The organism is Bacteroides sp. AM16-24, assembly GCF_003471885.1.
Taxonomy (GTDB): Bacteria; Bacteroidota; Bacteroidia; order Bacteroidales; family Bacteroidaceae; genus Bacteroides.
The window spans coordinates 4,905-5,125 of the sequence record NZ_QRKI01000039.1; the positions used below are offsets into that span (position 1 = coordinate 4,905).

The following is a 221-nucleotide window of genomic DNA, read 5'->3' on the forward strand; positions in this document are numbered from 1 at the left end:
CGTTTCTTCCGATAGCCATTCTCCTCTTTTACAAGATATTGAAGCTTCAAGGCTTTGCGTAAAAGTCGTTTGCCCGTAGATTCGGACATACCGGTATTCTCTACCGTTTGAACAAACTCCGTATAGGTAAACTTCCTGGACAGAGACGATAATATTCCATCTAAACGATGGAAACAGTGCATACTGGCAGGGGGCTGATTGGTATCAGGAAGCGAGGTACT

Annotated in this window: 1 protein-coding gene; it reads right to left on the reverse strand. The window is 44.3% G+C overall.

Annotated features, from left to right (window positions below):
* Positions 1 to 221, reverse strand: a 221-nt coding sequence (locus tag DW182_RS22660) for a hypothetical protein (protein WP_305000465.1), incomplete at both ends; no start/stop codon positions are given.